The following is a 14551-nucleotide window of genomic DNA, read 5'->3' on the forward strand; positions in this document are numbered from 1 at the left end:
TAAGGAGCACCATGTCCAAGAAGACGTTCGAGGAGCTCTTCACCGAGCTCCAGCAGAAGGCCGCCCACGGCGACCCCGCCACCTCCCGCACCGCAGAGCTGGTCGGCAAGGGCGTCCATGCCATCGGCAAGAAGGTCGTCGAAGAGGCCGCCGAGGTCTGGATGGCCGCCGAGTACGAGGGCAAGGAGGCGGCCGCCGAGGAGATCTCCCAGCTGCTGTACCACGTCCAGGTGATGATGGTCGCCCGCGGGATCTCCCTGGACGACGTCTACGCCCATCTGTGAACCGCCTGCTGTACAAGCCGTACGAGCCGTAGAAACCCCTTCACGCAAAGGAAGCCGACCTCATGCTGCGCATCGCCGTCCCCAACAAGGGTTCACTGTCCGGCCCTGCGGCGGAGATGCTGCATGAGGCCGGCTACCAGCAGCGCCGCGAGTCCAAGGAGCTGCGGATCGTCGACCCGGAGAACGAGGTCGAGTTCTTCTACCTCCGCCCCCGCGACATCGCGATCTACGTCGCCTCCGGCCGCCTCGACCTGGGCATCACCGGCCGCGACCTGCTGATCGACTCCGGCGCCGACGCCGAGGAGATCCTGCCGCTCGGGTTCGCTCGCTCCACCTTCCGCTTCGCGGCCAAGCCGAACGCCGCGAACGGCATCCAGGACCTCAAGGGCAAGACGGTCGCCACCTCGTACGAGGGCATCGTCGCGGGCCACCTCGCCGACCACGGCATCGACGCCTCCGTCGTCCACCTGGACGGCGCCGTGGAGACCGCGATCCAGCTGGGCGTCGCCGAGGTCATCGCCGACGTCGTGGAGACCGGCACCAGCCTGCGCAACGCCGGCCTGGAGGTCTTCGGCGAGCCGATCATGAAGTCCGAGGCGATCGTCATCCGCCGCACCGGCGCCGACGGCGAGGAGGCTGATGAGTCGAAGGTTCAGCAGTTCCTGCGCCGCCTCCAGGGCGTCCTGGTCGCCCGGACGTACGTGATGATGGATTACGACTGCCGCGTCGAGCAGCTGGAGAAGGCCGTCGCGCTCACCCCCGGCCTGGAGTCGCCGACCGTCTCCCCGCTGCACAACGAGGGCTGGGTCGCGGTCCGCGCCATGGTCCCCGCCAAGGAGGCGCAGCGGATCATGGACGACCTGTACGCCATCGGTGCCCGCGCCATCCTCACCACGGCCATCCACGCCTGCCGCCTGTAAGGGACACGCACGAGATGTCCGACACGCCCACCCTTCCCGTCACCTTCCGGCCGGGCCACACCCGGGCCATCCTGCTCACCGCCGGTGTGGTGATCTTCCTGACCATCTCCTCGGTCGGGCTGCTGCTGGAGCAGCTCGGCCCGGGGGAGCGGGCGAGCTTCGCCGTCACCGGGGCGCTGATCTTCTGGGTCCTGGCCCTGCTGGCCCGGGTGAAGGTCGTCGCCGACGAGTCCGGCGTCACCGTGGTGAACATCGCCAGCAAGCGGCGCCTGGACTGGGCGGAGATCCTCCAGGTGAACCTCCGTCCGGGCGATCCCTGGGTGTTCCTCAACCTCAGCGACGGCACCAGCCTGCCCGCGCTCGGCATCCAGCCGGGCCTCGCCAAGCAGCGCGCCATCGCCGACGCGCAGGCCCTGCGGGCCCTCGCCGAAGCCCGCTCCACGGCCCATCCGGCGGAAGATCAGGGCTGACTGGGGGGTGCCTACCCTGCCCGAGCGGCCGGTGTCTTGATTAATCTGGTGGCGGAGGCCCTTTCGCTGCGCCTCCGCCCCTTGACGCCACCCGGTGCACAGGGGTTCCTGCTACCCGAGGAGTGACTCCCTCCAGCGATGGACGGATCGTCCTGTAGTACCTGCGCCGCCCCGACCCGACATACCGGGAAGGCGGTGGCAGCGTGACCATCCCCCTGCTGCTCCTCGGAGCGGCTTTCCTGCTGATCCTCGCCAACGGCTTCTTCGTGGCGGCCGAGTTCGGCCTGGTGACGGTCGAGTCGACGGACGCCGAGCAGGCCGCCGCCGACGGCGACCGACGGGCCCGCCGGGTCGCCGAGTCGCTCAAGGAGCTGTCCTTCCAGCTCTCCGGCACCCAGCTCGGCATCACCATCACCTCCCTCGTCGTCGGTATGCTCGCCGAACCGGCGCTGGCCCGGCTGCTGCGCGGCCCGTTCGCCGCCCTCGGCATCCCCGACGGAGCCGTCTCCGGCATAGCCGTGGTCGTCGGCATGCTGCTGGCCTCCGCCGTCCAGATGGTGGTCGGCGAGCTCGTGCCGAAGAACTGGGCGGTGTCCAAGCCACTGCAGGTCGCCCGGTTCGTGGCCGGCCCGCAGCACCACTTCTCCCGGCTGTTCCGACCGGTGATCGCCGCGCTCAACTCGGTCGCCAACCGGCTGGTGCGAGCGCTCGGCGTCGAGCCGGCCGAGGAACTGGCCTCCGCCCGTACCCCCGGCGAACTGGTGTCCCTCGCCCGGCACTCCGCCCGGGCCGGCGCCCTGGAGCAGGACACGGCCGACCTGTTCGTACGCACCCTGTCCCTGGGCGAGCTGACCGCGCAACACGTCATGACCCCGCGGGTGAAGGTCAGCGCCCTGCAGGACTCGGCCACCGCCGAGGACGTCGTGAACCTCACCCGGGCCACCGGACTGTCCCGCTTCCCCGTCTACCGGGAGAAGATCGACGACATCGTCGGCATGGCCCACCTCAAGGACGCGCTCGCCGTCCCGGTGCGCGACCGGCTGCGCACCCCGGTGACCCGCATCGCCCGTAAGGCGCTGCTGGTCCCCGAGACCCTGCCGGTCCAGCCCCTGCTCGCCCGGCTCCGCTCCGAGCAGCCGATCGCCGTCGTCGTCGACGAGTACGGCGGCACGGCGGGCGTGGTCACCCTGGAGGACATCGTCGAAGAGCTCGTCGGCGAGGTCCGCGACGAGCACGACGCCACGGACATGCCCGAGCTGGCCGCCGCCCCGCCCGAGGACGGCAGGCCCGCCTGGGACGTCGACGGCAGCTGCCGCGTCGACATCCTCCAGCGCATAGGCCTCGACGTGCCCGAGGGGCCGTACGAGACGGTCGCCGGGCTGGTCGCCGACGTACTGGGCCGCATCCCGGCCCCCGGCGACCGGGCCGAACTGCCCGGCTGGCGGCTCTCGGTCCGCCAGGTCGGCCACTACCGCGCCGAACGGGTCCGCCTGGTCAGGACGGCCCCGGCGGCGAACGTGGTGGAGGCCGCCCGATGAGCGTCCTCCAACTGGTCTTCGCCGCGCTGCTCGTGCTCGCCAACGGCTTCTTCGTCGGCGCCGAGTTCGCGCTCGTCTCCGTCCGCCGCAGCCAGATCGAACCGCTGGGCACGGCGCGGGCCCGTCAGGTTCTCTACGGCCTGGAGCGCCTGCCCCAGATGATGGCCGCGGCCCAGTTCGGCATCACCGTGTGCTCCCTGACGCTCGGCGCGGTCGCCGAACCGACGGTGGCGCGTCTGCTGGAGCCGGCATTCGAGGCGGTCCACCTCCCGGACGGCATGGTCCACCCGCTCGGGTATGTGATCGCGCTGGCAGCGGTGGTCTTCTTCCACCTGGTCATCGGCGAGATGGTGCCGAAGAACCTGGCGATGGCGGCGCCCGAGAAGGCGGCGCTCTGGCTGAGCCCCGGCCTGGTGGCGTTCGCCCGCCTGTGCAAGCCGATCACGGTGGCGCTCGGCGCCTGCGCCCAGGCCATCCTGCGCGTCTTCCGGGTCGAGCCCAAGGACGAGGTCGAGGCTGTCGTCACCAGCGAGCAGCTCAACCGTCTGCTGGAGGACTCCGGCCAGGCGGGCCTGCTCGGCCCCGAGGAGCGGGAGCGTCTGGAGGACGCCCTGGAGCTGGGCTCCCGCCCGGTGACGGACGTTCTGCTGCGCCGCGAGTCCCTGGTCACCGTGACCCCTTCGGTCACCCCGGGCGAGATCGTCGCGCTGACGGCCCGCACGGGGTACTCCCGCTTCCCGGTCGCCGCGCCGGACAAGGGCTCGTTCATGGGATACGTCCACGTCAAGGACGTCCTGGACCTGGAGGAGTCCGACCGCGCCGTCCCACAGCACGTCTGGCGCCCCATGACCACCCTCCGGGCCGAGCTCCCGCTCGACGACGCCCTGACCGTCATGCGCCGAGCGGCCACGCACCTGGCGCAGGTCGCCGGTGCGGATGCCTCCGGCAAGGTGCTGGGTCTGGTGGCGCTGGAGGACGTCCTGGAGATGCTCGTCGGCGAGGTCCGGGATCCGGCACACCGGCAGGTCCCCGACGTGAAGCTGACCGAACCCAGGGTCAGTGGGGAGCCGGAGGAGGCATTCGCTCAATAGCTCGGGTGGTGGCGGGGAGTTGCGCGACTGCGGGTGCGTCGTGGCTGGTTGCGCAGTTCCCCGCCCCCTGGGGGGTGCAGCCCGCCACCCCTACATGGCCGATGGATCCTGTGGTCCCCGCCCCGACAGCACTTCCCCGTACGCCTGCATGAGATCCGGCAGCCGCAGTGTCGCCAGATCGTCCCGCGACAGCGCCCCCGCGTACGTCGACAGCCGAAGATCCCGATACGCACAGCTCTTCTCGTACAGCGTCCGCAGAAACCGCCCGTTTCCCAACTCGTCGATCCACCCCTGCTCGACCACATGCCCGGCGATCGAGCGCAGCTCGTCCTGCGCCTCCTCGTCCCACACGTCCCCGTTCTCCGCCGCCAGCACCTTCCCGATCTCGGTGAGTTCCTGCGGCCGGTAGGAAGGGAAGTCGACGCGGGTGGTGAAACGCGAGGACAGCCCGGGGTTGGCGGCGAGCAGCCGGTCCATGCCCTCCGGATAGCCGGCGAGGATCACCACCAGATGGTCCCGGTTGTCCTCGGCCCGCTTCAGCAGCACCTGCAAGGCTTCGTCGCCGTACGCGTCCCCCTTGCCGTACCCGGAGTTGGACAGCGAGTACGCCTCGTCCACGAACAGCACCCCGCCGATCGCGGAGTCGATCAGCTCGTTGGCCTTCACGGCCGTCTGCCCGAGATACTCGCCGACCAGATCGGCCCGCTGGGCCTCCACCAGGTGGTCCCCGCCGAGCAGGCCCAGCGCGTAGAAGACCCGCCCGAGGATCCGGGCCACCGTGGTCTTCCCCGTCCCCGACGGCCCCGAGAAGACGAAGTGCCGTTTCGGCGGCTGCACCGGCAGCCCCTGACCGGCCCGCAACCGGGCCATGTTCAACTGCGCGGACAGCGCCTTGACCTGGCGTTTCACCGGCTCCAGCCCCACCATGCGCTCCAGCTCGGCGAGCGCCTCCTCCAGCAGGGCGGGATCGGTCGGCCCGGCCGGGATCGGCGACGAGGAGGTCCCGGTCTTCAGCCGCACCGCCGGGTCCGCCACCGACGGCAGTGGTCCGGTCGGCAGATCCGGCTCCGGCAGCCGCAGATCACGGCCCTCGGCGCCGAAGACCGGATCGAAGCCGTCCGGCCCGTCCACGCTGTCCTGCCCGGCACCGGCCAGGGTGATCGCGGCGAGGTCGGCGCTGTCGTCGTACCCGTCGCCCTCGGCGATCGCCGCCAGCCGCGCCGAGGTGTCCATGAAGGCCGGGTCGACGCGGTGCACGGCCCGGTACAGGGGGAGCGCGGCCGCCGAGCGCCCCGTGCCCTCGTGCGCCCGGGCCAGCCAGTAGCGCAGTTCCTTGCGCTGCGGCTGCTCGCTGCGGCAGCGCATCAGCGCCGCCGAGAGCAGCGGCTCGGCCTGGCCGTACATCTCCAGCCGGACTCTGGCCATGCCGCCGAACAGACCCGCCTCGATACCGAGCATGGCGTCGTCCAGCAGCGGGTCGGTGTGCCGTACCAGCTGCTCCCAGTCCTTGACCAGATAGGCGCGGCAGGCGTGCAGAAAGCGGACCTGGGGGTCGGTGTCCACGGGCGGGAGTCCGGCCAGGGCCCGGTCCAGCTCCGGTACGTGCCGGCCGTCGAGCCAGTGCGAGGCGTGCGCGAGTAACAGATCACGCGGGCTCTCCAGCACCGGCTGCACCCACCAGCCCAGCCAGTACCAGGAGTTGAGCGTCCTGCGGTGCCGGGCCCGCTGTTCGCCGAAGCGATCGCGATGCCGGAACATCCTGAGCAGCGAGGTCGTCGTGTCGACCCGCAGCGCGTGCAGTCCGAGCCAGCCGTCCGCCATCCCCGGATCCATCCGCACCGCGGTGCGGAACTCCTCCTCCGCCTGCGGATAGGCGCCCATCGTGTAGGCGTCCACCCCCCGCAGCCAGGCCAGGTCGGCCGGGGCCTCGGGGCCCTGCGTGCCGAAGTCCATCCCGTCCCCCCACAGACCGTGCCCCCGTGGTTCACCACCGGGCGATCACCCGGCTGCCGCCGCGGCCGAACCACCGTGCCGCGGACCGGAGTTACCGGTGCAAGGCATTCTCGAAGGTCGCACCGAGGGCATCGTACCCGCGCGACGACCGCGTGCCGAAGGGTGCCGCACAGGCCGTTTGACGAGGTGGGAGCAGACGGGGCGCACGCCGCTTCGTGACCCAGGGTGAGCGGATCGGTGCGGGGGACGCTCGGAAAAGTGCGGATGAGCAGAACGAAGCCCCCGATCACGGGGGAACAACCGGGGGCTTCGCGTCTGTGGGCGGCTCCGAATCACCGCACATTGAGAACGTAAGACCTGTACGGCCCCCGGGTCAAGCCGAGTTGGGGCACTCTGAGAAGTTCGCCCACAAGGGTCTTCACAACTTCACCACAACGAGGACGGTCCGTCACTCTGGGTCACGCTTTGGTCCAACCCAGGGGTTGACCCTGGCCCCGGAAGCACCTCGTACCCCGCCGGCGTCTGCAGCACCAGGAGATCGGCATGGGGGCGCGAGGGGTCCGAGGAGAAGTGCGCGCGCTCCGCCGCGACCCATCCGTCCCAGAACTCCCGCTGCTCCGCCCCGTCCCGCACCTGCCCACGCGTCCAGGATTCCTCCCGGGACAACTCCATCCACAGCAGCAGGGCCAGATGCGGCCGCAGTGCCCGGCGGCCGGCGCCGACGCCCTCGACGAGGACCACGGGTGCGGCCGGCAGCGGGCGCGGGGCGGCGAACCGGCGGGCGCGCCAGTCGTAGGGCGTGTAGTGCGCGCTCTCGCCGCGGGCGAGCGGGCGGATCACCTGGGCCATGAGCCGGTCGGTCCACGCGAAGAGCTGCTCGTGGCTGGCGATGTCGTCGAGATGCAGCACCGGAGCCCCGCCGAGGGCCGCGGCCAGGTGCCCGGCGAAGGTGGACTTTCCCGAGCCGGCGTGCCCGTCGACACCGATCAGCCGGACCGGCCCGAGGGAGGGGGGAAGCCCGCGCAGCCGGGCGGCGAGGTCGCGAATGGTGGTACCCCAGGTGTGGGTCGATGCGGGCGGTTTTCCGGAAACAGTGTAGTAGTGGCCCATAGTGGCAGGGCCGTGCAGGTCGGCGGGCCGGAAAGGTCGTGGTTTGAATCATCGGCTGGCAGCCAGTCGATGTCAGGGATAAACATTCGCGAATCCCTTGACCGATATGTCGAATTCGGCGTTCCGGGGCTGCCCGCCGCTGAGTATGGTGCCTCCAGCGCAACTGCTGTGCATCGTACGGGGACTGGTAGGGGGACATGGCCGCGGAGTTATTCGAAGGGCACTATGTGTGGCATCCGGCGGCCGACGACCGTGTCCTGGCGAGCGTATGCGTCGATGTGCGCGCCGGACGTTATCGATACGCGCACGAGGCGCTCGCCGAGACGCGTTCCGACTTCGCCCTGCGCGCGCATCGCTCGCTGGTCCTCGCCTCCGAGGCGGCCGGCACCGATCTCGTCGAGCGCTGGCTCACCGAGGAGCCGACGCCCGAGGCGGCGCTGATGTGGGCCCGGGTCGCGGTGCAGCGCGCGCTGCGGGCCGCCGACGCGCGCGACGAGCGCGCCGAGGCGCTGGAGCGGATCGCGCTGACCGCCTGCGACCGGGCCGCCGCCATGGCTCCCGAGGACCCCACGCCCTGGGTCGCCAAGCTCGCCATGGCCCGGCTGCACCGGCTGCGCGACCCGGCCCCGCACGGCCTGCTCACCGCTCCGCCCGGCCCCTGGCGGCTGTTCTCGCACATCCTGTCGCTGGACCCGTGGCACCGCGAGGGCCACCACCGCTTCCTGACGTGCTTCTTCACGCGGTACGGCGGCTCCGTCAACGCGGCCTGGGACGTGGCCGCCTTCCTCAGCCAGCGGGCGCCCGCCGACTCCGCCCTCCGGCTGCTGCCCCTGGTGGCCCTGGTGGAGAGCTACAACCCCACCCAGCTGCTCGCCGACCGCATCTGGGAACAGCCGCAGTGGCGCTCCACCGCGCTGGCGATCTACCAGAACTGGCTGCCCGCGGTGGCCGATTATCGCTTCACTCCGGTGCTCGACCTGGCCTACCTGGCGCATGCGCTGGTCATGGGCCAGCGCGAGTTCGAGGCCCGGGCGGTGTTCATGGCGATGGGCCCGTACGCCTCGCGCATGCCCTGGAGCGCCTTCGGTGACCCGGCCGAGCAGCTCTCCCGGGCCCGGCGTGCCTGCGGCCTGCCCGTCCCGCGCCCTGACTGAACCCTGTTCGTCCCTTTTTCCACCCCCTCGAGAGAAAGGCCGATCTGTGTCGGAACGGATGTCGACCCCACGGGCGAAGGCCCGCGCGGGAGAAGGCGCGGTCGTGCTCGACGACGACGCGACCCTGCATGCGATGGGCTATCCGCGAAAACTCACCCGGCGCTTCCAGGCGTTCGACAATTTCGCGATCTCCTTCACCATCATCAATATCCTCTCGGGCATTTTCTCGTCCTTCGGATTCGGTATGAACGCGGGCGGCCCCCGCATTCTCGTATTCGGCTGGATCGGTGTCTGTGTCATGGTGCTGCTCATCGGTGCGGCCATGGCGGAAGTCGCCTCGGCCTTTCCGACGAGCGGCGCCCTGTATTTCTCCGCCGGTAAACTTGCAAAGCGGCACAAGGGTGCCTGGTCCTGGTTCACGGGCTGGCTGAACTTCGTCGGCCAGATCGGCGGCACCGCCGCCACCGGGTATGCGGCCGCCACCTTCATCCAGGCCTTCATCCATCTGCAGTGGCCCTCCTACCAGCCGACCGCGCACCAGACGGTGCTGATCACGGCCCTGGTCATCGTCGTGCAGGGCCTCGCCAACACCTACACCGTCCAGCTCGTCGCCATACTGAACCGCATTTCCGTGTGGTGGTTGCTGATCGGACTCGTCGTGATCGTGGGCACACTCATAGTGATGCCCGAGCACCATCAGCCGGCGTCGTTCGTGACCCATTTCGAGAACAACACCGGCTTCACGAGCGGACTTTACGGCGGCATGCTCGGCCTGCTGGTCACGAGCTGGACGTTCACCGGGTTCGACGGCAGCTTCCACATGTCCGAGGAAACGGTTCACGCGACGATCAACGCGCCCAAGGGGATCACGCGGGCCATCGGCTATTCGGCGATCACCGGCCTGATCCTGATGCTGGCATTGGTCTACAGCATTGGCGACTACGCCAAGGTGGCCGGTTCGGACGCCCCGCCGGTCCAGATTCTCATCGACGGCCTCGGACTCGGCACGGCCAAGGCCATGCTGCTCATCGTGATCGGCGCGATGCTCTTCTGCGGTCTCGCCAACCTCACCAGCAACACCCGGCAGATCTTCGCGTTCTCCCGCGACGGCGCCATGCCTGGCTCCCGCTGGTGGCACTCGGTCTCGCCGCGCACCCGCACGCCCGTGAAGGCGGTGTGGCTCGCCGTGGCCTGCTCGCTGGCCCTGGTCGTGCCGGGCTGGTGGTCCCACACCGCCTTCACCGCCATCGTCAGCGTCAACGTGGTCGGGCTCTTCCTCGCCTACGCCGTGCCGATCTTCCTGCGGCTGCGGCTCGGTGACGAGTTCCAGCCCGGGCCATGGCATCTGGGCCGCTGGGGCCGGCCGGTCGGCTGGCTCGCGGTGATCTGGATCGTGCTCAGCAGCGTCCTGTTCATGCTGCCGCAGGCGTCGCCGATCACCGTCGACTCCTTCAACTACGCGCCGATCGCACTGGCCGCGGTCCTGGTCGTGGCGACGGTGTGGTGGTTCGCCACGGCCCGCCGTCGCTTCCAGGGGCCGATCAGCTATGGCCGCCCCGACGAGGTCGCGGCGATGGATCTCATCTGACGGGGTGATTGCTCGCCGTGCCCGGCCCGGGTGCGGGTGCGTGGAGGCTGGTCGCTCTCCCAAGTTCTCGGCTTCGCTAGAACCCGGGGGACCCCCATCGCGGCGGAGCCGCTCAGCGATACAGCCCCGCGCCCCTGCGGCACTCCGCCCGGCGCGGACGAGCGCAACCCGCCGTCAGTCGCACTTACAGTGGCTCAGACCAATATTCATCGCGCCGCATGCGCCGAAGTGCTGGCAGGGCCATGCCGCCTGCTCCATAGTTGGCGCGGAACCGTGCAGCAGCCCAGCCCCGACCCGGACACCTGGGGGTATTCGCGCCCATGAGCAGAGCCCAGCAGCCGTCCCGCAGAACCGTCCTCGCCGTCGCCGTCGCCGCGGCGGTGGCTGGCGGAACGGCCCCCGCTGCCGCCACCGCGCAGCGCCCTGCCACCGACGCCGACGACCCCGCCACGGCGCAGGCCCGCCCGATCGACTACCACGCCTGGACCACGTACCGCGAGTGGCGCCTCGGCACTGCCCAGGGCACCCGCGCCGCCTCCGGCGCCCGCCCCGGCGTGGTCATCGGCGCCCCCGTCGGCCGCAGCGACTACACCGACCCGCACACCGGCACCACCGCCACCTGGGAGTACGCCGTCTGGACCTCCCCGGTGCACCGCCTCGCCGTCCCCGCCACCGAGGTCGTCGCCTCCTGGAACGCGCGCACCCCCGACGGCACCTGGCTCCAGGTCGAGCTGCGGGGCACGTACTCCGACGGCACCGAGACCCCCTGGTACGTGATGGGCCGCTGGGCGGCCGGTGACCAGGACATCAAGCGGACCTCGGTGGACGGCCAGGCTGACGGCAAGAGCGCCATCTCGACCGACACCTTCGCCATCGACGACGCGAGCACCGGCCTGCGCCTGACGTCGTACCGGCTGCGCCTCACCCTCTACCGCAAACCCGGCACCCGTCTGACCCCCACCGTGTGGCGGCTCGGCGCGATGGGCTCCGACGTCCCCGACCGCTTCACCGTGCCCGCCTCCATCCCCGGCCTCGCCCAGGAACTGTCCGTCCCGCGCTACTCGCAGGAGATCCACAAGGGTCAGTACCCGCAGTACGACAACGGCGGCGAGGCCTGGTGCAGCCCCACCTCCTCGCAGATGATCGTCGAGTACTGGGGCGGCCGGCTCACCCCCGAGCAACTCGCCTGGGTGGACCCCTCCTACGCCGACCCGCAGGTCGACAACGCGGCTCGCTTCACCTACGACTACCAGTACGAGGGCTGCGGCAACTGGCCCTTCAACGCGGCCTACGCGGCCACGTTCCAGGGTCTCCAGGGTGTGGTCACCCGGCTCGCCTCGCTCACCGACCTGGAGACGCTCGTCGCTGCGGGCATCCCCGCCATAACGTCCCAGTCGTTCCTGAAGACCGAGCTGACCGGCGCCGGCTACGGCACCGCCGGCCATCTGATGACCGTGATCGGCTTCACGGCGGACGGCGATGTGATCGCCAACGACCCGGCCTCGCCGAACGACGACGCGGTACGGCGGGTCTATCTGCGGCGGGAGTTCGAGAACATCTGGCTGCGCACCAAGCGGTACAACGCCTCCGGCAAGGTCGTCTCCGGCACCGGGGGAGTCTGCTACCTCTACTTCCCGGCCCACCCGAGCCCGCGCCAGCGCAAGGCGCTCGCGGCGGTGGGTGTGCGCTGACCGTGTGAGCAAGCTCATCACCGTAAAAGGTGCTGAGGGTGGCAAGGTGGACAAACGGGTGGGGCCCACTCCGTACAACGTCGGATGCGGGTCAGCTCCGTACTTCCGATCCGTGCATGCGTTCCGCCCATGCGTTCCGTACGTCCGACCTCTGCGAGTAACACCATGACCGCACATCCGGCCACCGCCACCCGCGCCCGCACCGGCGGCCCTCAGGAAGACGGCCCGAAGATCCTTGAGCACGTCATGGGCTGGGTCCTCGTGGCGGTCTTCGCGATGCTCGTGACCCAGCTCGGCCTGCTCTGACTCCACTGCTCGCGCGACCGCTCGCGTGTGCGGCATGTTCTGACATACTGCGGATGTCCCGCCGACCGCCTGGAACAGGGTCGAAATTGAATATGCCGCATCAGCGTGCCGCCGTCCGTCCCAGGATGCGCGGTACCGAGCGCTCGATGGCACGTCGCGCCGAACTCATCGCCATCGGGCGGAAGTTGTTCGCCGACACGTCCTACGACGCGCTGTCCATGGACGACATCGCCCGCCAGGCGCATGTCGCCAAGGGGCTGATCTACTACTACTTCCAGTCCAAGCGCGGCTATTACCTGGCGATCGTCCAGGACTCCGTCGCCGATCTGGTCACCTCCGCCGCGAGCGGACTGGAGCTGCCCGCCGTGGACCGCGTCCACCGCACCATCGACGGCTATCTGCGCTACGCCGAGCACCACCAGGCCGCCTACCGCACCATCGTCAGCGGTGGTGTCGGCTTCGACGCCGAGGTGCACTCCATCCGGGACGGCGTGCGCGAGGCGATCATCGCCACGATCGCCGAAGGTGCCTACGGCCGCAGCGACATCGCTCCGCTGCCCCGGATGGGCCTGCTCTCCTGGTTGTGCAGCGTCGAGGGCGCGACCCTGGACTGGATCGACCACCCCGAGCTGTCCCGCGACACCATGCGCGACCTGCTGGTGAAGACACTCGGCGGAGCCCTGCGCGCCGTCGAGGAACTGGACCCGGCCTACCCGGCGCCGCAGCCGGCTCGCCGGGACGCCTGACACAGCTGGGAGCGGGGGCTCGTGGTCCCCCGCTCCCAAGTCCCCCGTCCAGGGGGCTGGGGCCCGTCCGGCGGATCCTGTCGCAGACGCGGGGCAGGCACGCCCTCCCTCGCTGCCCCAAGGGCGCGGCGTTGTCGTCGGTTGCCGACGCTCCCGCTCGCCGCCCTCCTCCGCGCCGGACAGGCCCTAGTTGACGGCCTTGATCAGCTCACCGTTCGCGGTGTCGCCGCTCAGTTCCCAGAAGAAGGTGCCGCCGAGGCCCTGCTGGTTCTTGTACGTCATCTTCGTGGCGATGGTCGCCGGGGTGTCGTAACTCCACCAGTCATTGCCGCACTTGGCGTAGGCCGTGCCGCCCACGGTGCCGGTCGCCGGGCACTTGGTCTTGAGCACCTTGTAGTCGTCGATGCCCTGCTCGTACGTCCCCGCCGCCGGGCCGGTGGCTGTGCCGCCGGGTGCCGCCTGTGTGACCCCGGTCCAGCCGCGGCCGTAGAAGCCGATGCCGAGCAGCAGCTTGGACGCCGGGATGCCGAGGCCCTTGAGCTTGGCGATGGTCGACGAGGTGTCGAAGTCGGCCTTCGGGATGCCCGAGTAGGAGGTCAGCGGGGAGTGCGGTGCGGTCGGGCCGCTCGCGTCCCAGGCGCCGAAGTAGTCGTACGTCATCGGGTTGTACCAGTCGGCGTACTGGGCGGCGCCCGCGTAGTCCGCCGCGTCGATCTTGCCGCCGCTGGAGGCGTCCGCCGTGATCGCGGCCGTGACCAGCTTGCCGGAGCCGAACTTCGACCGCAGCGCGGCCATGACGTTCCGGAACGCGTCCCGGCCGCTGGCGTCGCAGGTGTTGCCGCAGGCGTTCGGGTACTCCCAGTCGATGTCGATGCCGTCGAACAGCCCCGCCCACTTGGAGCTGTTCACCAGGTCGTAGCAGGACTGGGCGAAGGCGGCCGGGTTCTTCGCGGCCTCGCCGAAGCCGCTGGACCAGGTCCAGCCGCCGAAGGACCAGAGGATCTTCAGGCCCGGGTGCTTCTTCTTCAGCTTCAGCAACTGGTTGAAGTTGCCGCGCAGCGGCTGGTCCCAGGTGTCGGCGGCACCGTCGACCGACTCGTCGGCGGTGTAGGCGCGGTCGGTGGCCGCGTAGGAGTCGCCCATGGCGCACTTGCCGCCGGTGACGTTGCCGAAGGCGTAGTTGATGTGGGTCAGCTTGGCCGCCGAGCCCGAGGTCTCGATGTTCCTGACGTAGTACTTGCGGTCGTAGGTGCCCCATTCGGTGAAGTAGCCGACGACCTTCGAGCCGGCCTTGACCTGCGGGGTGGCCGGGGCGGCCGCGGTGGCCGTGCCCGCGCCGGCCAGCAGCCCGGCGCCGAGGGCGGTGGTACACGCGGCGGCCAGGAGCGTCCGGAGCCGTGAGCGGTGGGGAGTGTGCATCGGGTGTCTCCTCGTGGGGGGAGGGGAACGCGCGCCGATTGGCATGAACGCGGTAAAGCGTTGGTCATGCACAGTAGGAGGACTAGACCACTCCGTCAATGGTTCGGACCAATTTTGGCGGCTGCTTCGGGGGTGGGTCCGGTGACGATTCCGGCGGCGATTCCGATGGCTCGGAAGGTTCCGGCTGGATTCTTGAAGTAAGCGGTCGTTAACTGGTGACGGGAGGTCGCTGATCGGGCATACTCACAGCGCACAGCCGCTGGTCAGCTGCCTCCGAGACC

Annotated in this window: 13 protein-coding genes; 10 read left to right on the top strand and 3 right to left on the bottom strand. The window is 70.1% G+C overall.

Translation table 11 applies throughout. The features are described 5' to 3' along the window. Positions 1 to 11: 11 nt before the first annotated feature. The 5 genes from M878_RS84375 (at position 12) to M878_RS84395 (ending at position 4303) form a co-directional block, all read left to right on the top strand. The gene (locus tag M878_RS84375) at positions 12 to 284 is read left to right on the top strand and encodes a phosphoribosyl-ATP diphosphatase (RefSeq protein WP_023552153.1); all 273 of its coding nucleotides are present in this window, start codon (positions 12 to 14) and stop codon (positions 282 to 284) included. 62 nt (positions 285 to 346) lie between these two features. Further along, positions 347 to 1204 carry an ATP phosphoribosyltransferase gene (gene hisG, locus M878_RS84380; protein WP_023552154.1) on the top strand — a complete coding sequence of 286 codons (858 nt, stop codon included), beginning with the start codon at positions 347 to 349 and terminating at the stop codon, positions 1202 to 1204. A gap of 14 nt (positions 1205 to 1218) precedes the next feature. Further along, positions 1219 to 1674: a PH domain-containing protein gene (locus M878_RS84385; protein WP_023552155.1), complete on the top strand. Its 456-nt coding sequence runs from the start codon at positions 1219 to 1221 to the stop codon at positions 1672 to 1674. Between the two features lie 203 nt (positions 1675 to 1877). Continuing rightward, entirely contained in the window at positions 1878 to 3212 is a 1335-nt protein-coding gene (locus tag M878_RS84390; protein WP_023552156.1) for a hemolysin family protein, read from the top strand. Then, the gene (locus M878_RS84395; RefSeq protein WP_023552157.1) at positions 3209 to 4303 is read left to right on the top strand and encodes a hemolysin family protein; all 1095 of its coding nucleotides are present in this window, start codon (positions 3209 to 3211) and stop codon (positions 4301 to 4303) included. The genes M878_RS84390 and M878_RS84395 overlap by 4 nt, the downstream gene beginning before the upstream one ends. A 90-nt stretch (positions 4304 to 4393) precedes the next feature. On the opposite strand, the gene M878_RS84400 is transcribed toward M878_RS84395, so the two are convergent. Together M878_RS84400 and M878_RS84405 are read right to left on the bottom strand one after the other, a co-directional pair. Further along, positions 4394 to 6256, bottom strand: a complete 1863-nt coding sequence (locus tag M878_RS84400) for an AAA family ATPase (protein ID WP_023552158.1) — start codon at positions 6254 to 6256, stop codon at positions 4394 to 4396. 426 nt (positions 6257 to 6682) lie between these two features. Then, complete coding sequence (locus tag M878_RS84405) at positions 6683 to 7366, bottom strand: uridine kinase family protein (RefSeq protein ID WP_023552159.1); 684 nt, start codon at positions 7364 to 7366, stop codon at positions 6683 to 6685. Between the two features lie 197 nt (positions 7367 to 7563). On the opposite strand from M878_RS84405, the gene M878_RS84410 reads away from it, so the two are divergent. From M878_RS84410 to M878_RS84425, 5 genes are all read left to right on the top strand, one after another. After that, the gene (locus M878_RS84410; RefSeq protein WP_023552160.1) at positions 7564 to 8520 is read left to right on the top strand and encodes a hypothetical protein; all 957 of its coding nucleotides are present in this window, start codon (positions 7564 to 7566) and stop codon (positions 8518 to 8520) included. Between the two features lie 46 nt (positions 8521 to 8566). Further along, positions 8567 to 10108 (top strand): amino acid permease, encoded by a 1542-nt coding sequence (locus tag M878_RS84415; RefSeq protein ID WP_031226695.1) that lies wholly within the window; start codon positions 8567 to 8569, stop codon positions 10106 to 10108. Between the two features lie 320 nt (positions 10109 to 10428). Further along, a complete protein-coding gene (locus tag M878_RS84420) occupies positions 10429 to 11799 on the top strand; it encodes a peptidase C39 family protein (protein WP_023552162.1) in 1371 nt (456 codons plus the stop codon). 165 nt (positions 11800 to 11964) lie between these two features. Further along, positions 11965 to 12105, top strand: a complete 141-nt coding sequence (locus M878_RS96865) for an SCO1431 family membrane protein (protein ID WP_023552163.1) — start codon at positions 11965 to 11967, stop codon at positions 12103 to 12105. A gap of 92 nt (positions 12106 to 12197) precedes the next feature. After that, the gene (locus tag M878_RS84425) at positions 12198 to 12851 is read left to right on the top strand and encodes a TetR/AcrR family transcriptional regulator (protein WP_031226696.1); all 654 of its coding nucleotides are present in this window, start codon (positions 12198 to 12200) and stop codon (positions 12849 to 12851) included. A 186-nt stretch (positions 12852 to 13037) separates the two neighbouring features. Here the strand turns inward: M878_RS84425 and M878_RS84430 are convergent, their stop codons facing one another. After that, positions 13038 to 14270, bottom strand: coding sequence for a glycoside hydrolase family 18 protein (locus tag M878_RS84430; RefSeq protein WP_023552165.1), 1233 nt, complete (start codon positions 14268 to 14270; stop codon positions 13038 to 13040). Between the last annotated feature and the right edge of the window lie 281 nt (positions 14271 to 14551).

Source organism: Streptomyces roseochromogenus subsp. oscitans DS 12.976 (assembly GCF_000497445.1).
GTDB classification, from domain to species: Bacteria; Actinomycetota; Actinomycetes; order Streptomycetales; family Streptomycetaceae; genus Streptomyces; species Streptomyces oscitans.

Excerpts from the sequence above, each read along its gene's own strand:
- M878_RS84375 (WP_023552153.1), top strand. The coding sequence starts at position 12 with ATGTCCAAGAAGACGTTCGAGGAGCTCTTCACCGAGCTCCAGCAGAAG.
- hisG (WP_023552154.1), top strand. The coding sequence starts at position 347 with ATGCTGCGCATCGCCGTCCCCAACAAGGGTTCACTGTCCGGCCCTGCG.
- M878_RS84385 (WP_023552155.1), top strand. The coding sequence starts at position 1,219 with ATGTCCGACACGCCCACCCTTCCCGTCACCTTCCGGCCGGGCCACACC.
- M878_RS84395 (WP_023552157.1), top strand. The coding sequence starts at position 3,209 with ATGAGCGTCCTCCAACTGGTCTTCGCCGCGCTGCTCGTGCTCGCCAAC.
- M878_RS84400 (WP_023552158.1), bottom strand. The coding sequence starts at position 6,256 with ATGGACTTCGGCACGCAGGGCCCCGAGGCCCCGGCCGACCTGGCCTGG.
- M878_RS84405 (WP_023552159.1), bottom strand. The coding sequence starts at position 7,366 with ATGGGCCACTACTACACTGTTTCCGGAAAACCGCCCGCATCGACCCAC.
- M878_RS84410 (WP_023552160.1), top strand. The coding sequence starts at position 7,564 with ATGGCCGCGGAGTTATTCGAAGGGCACTATGTGTGGCATCCGGCGGCC.
- M878_RS84420 (WP_023552162.1), top strand. The coding sequence starts at position 10,429 with ATGAGCAGAGCCCAGCAGCCGTCCCGCAGAACCGTCCTCGCCGTCGCC.
- M878_RS96865 (WP_023552163.1), top strand. The coding sequence starts at position 11,965 with ATGACCGCACATCCGGCCACCGCCACCCGCGCCCGCACCGGCGGCCCT.
- M878_RS84425 (WP_031226696.1), top strand. The coding sequence starts at position 12,198 with ATGCCGCATCAGCGTGCCGCCGTCCGTCCCAGGATGCGCGGTACCGAG.
- M878_RS84430 (WP_023552165.1), bottom strand. The coding sequence starts at position 14,270 with ATGCACACTCCCCACCGCTCACGGCTCCGGACGCTCCTGGCCGCCGCG.